General features: G+C 67.1%; 4 protein-coding genes and 1 pseudogene. 3 read left to right on the top strand and 2 right to left on the bottom strand.

Going from position 1 to position 4525, the window contains the following annotated elements; genetic code table 11:
• Positions 1-236, bottom strand: a pseudogene (locus AB7O82_RS04015) (cupin); the annotation flags it as partial.
• 84 nt (positions 237-320) lie between these two features.
• Here AB7O82_RS04015 and grrA point away from each other — a divergent pair.
• The 3 genes from grrA to AB7O82_RS04000 all read left to right on the top strand — a co-directional run bounded on the left by grrA (position 321) and on the right by AB7O82_RS04000 (position 2783).
• Positions 321-746: a GrrA/OscA1 family cyclophane-containing rSAM-modified RiPP gene (gene grrA, locus AB7O82_RS04010; protein ID WP_428537889.1), complete on the top strand. Its 426-nt coding sequence runs from the start codon at positions 321-323 to the stop codon at positions 744-746.
• Positions 747-828: 82 nt separating this feature from the next.
• Entirely contained in the window at positions 829-2058 is a 1230-nt protein-coding gene (gene grrM / locus AB7O82_RS04005; protein ID WP_428618686.1) for a cyclophane-forming radical SAM/SPASM peptide maturase GrrM/OscB, read from the top strand.
• The gene (locus tag AB7O82_RS04000) at positions 2055-2783 is read left to right on the top strand and encodes a hypothetical protein (protein WP_428537895.1); all 729 of its coding nucleotides are present in this window, start codon (positions 2055-2057) and stop codon (positions 2781-2783) included. The genes grrM and AB7O82_RS04000 overlap by 4 nt, the downstream gene beginning before the upstream one ends.
• A 139-nt stretch (positions 2784-2922) precedes the next feature.
• Here AB7O82_RS04000 and AB7O82_RS03995 read toward each other — a convergent pair whose 3' ends face one another.
• The gene (locus AB7O82_RS03995) at positions 2923-4455 is read right to left on the bottom strand and encodes a transposase (protein WP_428618684.1); all 1533 of its coding nucleotides are present in this window, start codon (positions 4453-4455) and stop codon (positions 2923-2925) included.
• Positions 4456-4525: the final 70 nt, after the last annotated feature.

Below are 4525 nucleotides of genomic sequence, written 5' to 3'. Positions count from 1 at the left end.
CGGCCGCGCGCGATGCCCAGCACCTCGTGCGCGGTGGTGTGGAAGTGCACGAAGGGATAGATGCCGTTGCGCCAGCCGTCGGGCCAGCCGTTCCGGGCGAAGGCGCGCTCGAACGGCACGGCCGGATCGCGCTCGCCGGCAACGTTCACGGCGCCGCGATAAAGCAGCAAGGGCAGTCGCGAATTGTTCGGAGTCTCGCCATCGTCGTCGAAGTGTAACGCCTGCACGTCGGACATCGGTCACTCCTCCGGGAATGCGCTCTTTTTGTTTGCGAGCGTCTCGCAGGTGCAGGTAACGTACTCTCGTCGGGAGGGAATTGCATGGCTCATGATCGTCGTTCGACCCGCTACCTGGCTGCGTTGCTTCCCGCCGGAGCGCTCGGCATGTCGGTCAGCCTGGCCTCGGTCGATGCCGCTGCGGCGCTGTCCTCCGGCGAGCCCAAGGCTCGCAAGCAGGGCGACGTGGCCAAGCGCCTGGAGACCATTCGCGGTTCCGTGTCCGACGCCCTCGAGCAATATGGCCGCGACGGCAAGCCCTTCGTCGCCATCGATCCCGAGACCCAGCTCGCCTGGTGGGGCAACGGCTGGCATGGCGGATGGGGCTGGCATGGCTGGCACGGCGGCTGGGGCAACGGCGGCTGGCACAATGGCGGCTGGGGCAACGGCGGCTGGCACAACGGCGGCTGGGGCAACGGCTGGCACAATGGCGGCTGGGGCAATTGGCACAACGGCTGGCACAACTGGTAGGCACGTGACCGAAGCGCCGTCTGTCGCGAAGCCGCCGGCGGGCGTGCCCGATCGGCCTCAATTCAGCAGGCCAAAGATCGGCATGCCCCAGGTCGACATGCCCCAGATCAGCATGGTCGTGGTGCAGCCGACCGGCTTCTGCAACATCGACTGCACCTATTGCTACCTGCCCGACCGCGCCAACAAGCACGTCATGGAGCAAACGACCGTCACCCGGCTGTTCAGCGAGGTGTTCGGCTCGGGCTGGTGCGATAGGCAGATGATCGTGCTCTGGCACGCCGGCGAGCCGCTCGCCGCACCGATCTCGTTCTATCGCGAGGCTTTCGCCACGATCGAGCGCCTGCGGCCACCGACGATCCAGGTCAAGCATTCCTTCCAGACCAATGCGACCCTGATCAACGACGCCTGGTGCGAGTTCTTCCTCGCGTGCGATGTCGGCATCGGCGTCAGCATCGACGGCCCGCGCGAGGTGCACGATGCCAGGCGCAAGACGCGCAGCGGCAAGGGCACTTTCGACAAGACGCTGGCTGGCATTCACTGCCTGCAGGCCAACGGCGTGCCGTTCCACGTGCTGTCGGTGGTATCGAACGAGACCATCGCGAAGCCCGACGAGCTGCTCGATTTCTACATCAGCGAAGGCATCGACAAGGTCTGCTTCAATGTCGAGGAGTCGGAGGGCGACTACGTCTCCGACCTGTTCACCGCCGGCGGCGAAGGCCCCGATCTGCGCACCCGGTTCGCGGCGTTCCTGCGTCGCTTCTGGCATCGTGCGCGGGCCAGCGGCAAGGTCCAATTCGTGCGCGAGATCGACCACACCCTGCCGCGCATCTTCCGCCCGGACGGCGAGCCCGCGCGCAACATCCAGACCGAGCCGCTCGCCATGATCAATGTCGACAGCTACGGCAACGTGTCGAGCTTCTCGCCCGAGCTGCTCGGCATGAAGAACGAGAAATACGGCGACTTCCTGCTGGGCAACATCAACGTCGACTCGCTGGCCGAGATCCACGAGGCCTGCGTGCGCTCGGCGCTCTATCGCGACATTCAAGTCGGCGTGCGTGCCTGCCAGGCGAGCTGCGAGTATTTCGCCATCTGCGGCGCCGGCGCGCCGGTCAACAAGCTGTTCGAGAACGGCTCGTTCACCGGCACCGCGACGTCGTTCTGCACGCTGACGCAGATGGTGCCGACCGACCTGATCCTCGAGGCCTACGATCGTCTCGAGGAGGATTGGCTGGCACACGATGCCCGCCAGGCCGTGCCAACGAATTCCCCAACGGCCAACGAGGCCGCCGCACCGTCGTCGAGGATGTCATGACCCGATCGAAATTCCTGTCCGTCGCGAGCCTCCTGGCCGCCACCCTGCTCGGCGTTCCCGCCTCGAGCCAGCAGCCGCAGCAATCCGGTCCGCCGCCGGGCCAGCAGGGCGGCCCGCCGCTGGGCTACGCCAGCCCGCCCTCCGGCGCCCCGCCGGGAAGCGGCCCCTCGGCACCGGTGATCGTCGTGACCAGCGTGGAGGTGCTGCGCTCCGACCGGGCCGGCGGCCTCGACATCATTCGGGCGCGCGGCCTGGTGACGTCGGGCGGCTGGGGCCAGCCGCACCTGCTGCCGATCACCCAGGGTCAGCCGCTCGACGGCGTGCTCGACCTCGTATTCCAAGCCAGCGCCCCGGGCGGCGCCGCGCCGCTCGGCCCGTTCATGCCGGTCGAGGCTCTCCTGCCGGTCGAGGCTGGCCATCCCTACAAGGGCGTGCGCGTGCGCGCCGGCAACAACGTGGTCGCGCTCAAGACCCTGCCCGGCTACGCCGAGACTCCGGCGCCCAAGGAGGATTGCGCCAAGTGCAAGGGCAAGTACTTCATCGCCAAGGGCGCCAACCCGCCGGCCGGCGCCACGGCCGACAACTCGGTGCGCGAGGCCGACCTGCCCTACACGCTGCGCATCATCAAGCCGACCGACGGCATTGCGAGCTATGTCCTCGATCCCAACCGCCTGACCCTGGTGCTGTCGGAAGACGGCCGCATCATCGACGCGGCGTGGGATTGAGAATCTTCCTCCTCCCCAGCTTCGCTAAGCTTTGCTGGGGAGGTGTCGGCGTCTTCGCGGACGGAGGGGTCATCCTAAAAACGGGAGTTGCACCTGCGTCGAGGACGGAGGCGTTGGGCAGATTTTCCACTGGTTCGTGTCACCCGGCCTGTATGGCAGGGGGCGCGCGGAGGAGCCGGCCGTTGAGGAAATGGCGCATCGCCTCGCTGAGAATGCGGTAGAGCCGCTGCAGCGGCGTCAACTGCTCCGCAGTTGACCGCAGGTCGGCGAAGAAGCGAGCGATGCGTCGATAGGCGCGCTTCACCTGGTTGTAGTCGCCGTGCGTGCTGGTGATGGTGAGGGTAGTGCGACCGGCATGCTCGGTGCGGCGGGCGATGGCATGCATCATCAGCGGCCGGGCGGTGATCGCCTCGCGATGCCGATCGGGCTCGGCCAGACGGGCGAACAGGGTCCACCAGTTATAGGCGAGCGCCACGATGCGGGCCATCAGCTGGCAGCGCGCCAGATCCTGCGTCGTGAAGCCACCCCAGCCCCATTGGTTCTTCATCTCGTCGTAGACGTTCTCGCAGTCGGCACGATCGCGGTAGAGCTGGCCGAAGCTCAGAATCTCCTCGCTCAGCGAGGTCACCAGGGCGCCATGCTCCCACACCGGCCCGTCGGTCTCGACATTGGCGAACCCCAGCGCCAGCTGCCCGCGCTCGTTGCGAGCCGCCGACACCGCTCCCTTCAGCCGCCGGCGCAGCAGGATCACCCGCCGGGCGCGGCCCCAGCCGTCCAGCTTGAGCCACGCCTCCTTGCCCTGCCAGCCTTGTCCCGCCTGCGCCCAGCCCAGCTCCGACATCGCCCGATCCAGCGCCCGCTTGACGTTCGCCGTCAGCCGCAGCCGCAGCAGATACGCCAAGCCCTCCTCCTCGCAGCGCCGCATCACCAGATCGCTGCCCCAGTTGTTGTCGCCCCGCACCAGGCGCGGCCACATCGATCGTGGCAGGGCCTTCAGAAGACGCCACAACCCGTCTTGCGAATGCCGCGAGGCGTGCTGCTTGCCGCCGCGAACCTCGACGTCCAGCACAAGACGCAGGTTGGCCATCACGTAGGTATGCAGGCTGTGCGACGGACGCCCCGGCTTGTGCGGATTGTAGCCAACCTCCGCCCCTTCCTGATGACCGTACAGCGGCTTCACCGTCGTATCGACATCCAGGATCCACGGCTCGCCCAGCAGCGGCCGCACGCAATGCAGCAGATGCTCGCACATCCACTCCTCGCCAGCCGACCGCCCGATCGACTTCAGGCCGCGACGCACCGCATCCTCGCTCACCACACCGCGCATCCCCAGGAGCTGCGGATTCACCACATCGCCTCGCAGCGCTGTCAGATGCGCGTAACGCCAGCACCCAGCCAGCACACCCAGCAGCGCCGTGCCCAGCACGTCGCGCTTGGCCGGCGCATTCGGACTCGTGAACCGCAACGGGCTGCCCGCAACCCACGCGTCGAACAGACCCGCCTGCTTCAAAAACTCCACGAAAAACGGCAACTGACCCAGCGGCGTCACCGCCGCCGCCTCATCCCATTCCACGTGAACCCGGCCGGCGAACGTGTCGGCGATCACCGCCTCCGCCGCCGGAACTTCAACCTTCCCGTGCTGCACCCGCCGGGTCGCACGTTCTATCCTCATTGGATGGGCCATTATCCTGCCATTCCAACGACTTGCTCACTTCGCGCAACTCCTAACTCACGGATTTAGG

It is taken from the genome of Reyranella sp. (genome assembly GCF_050185545.1).
In the GTDB taxonomy this organism is placed as follows: Bacteria; Pseudomonadota; Alphaproteobacteria; order Reyranellales; family Reyranellaceae; genus Reyranella.
Note: the sequence above shows the minus strand (reverse complement) of the source record. Positions and strands in the feature narration are given on the sequence as shown.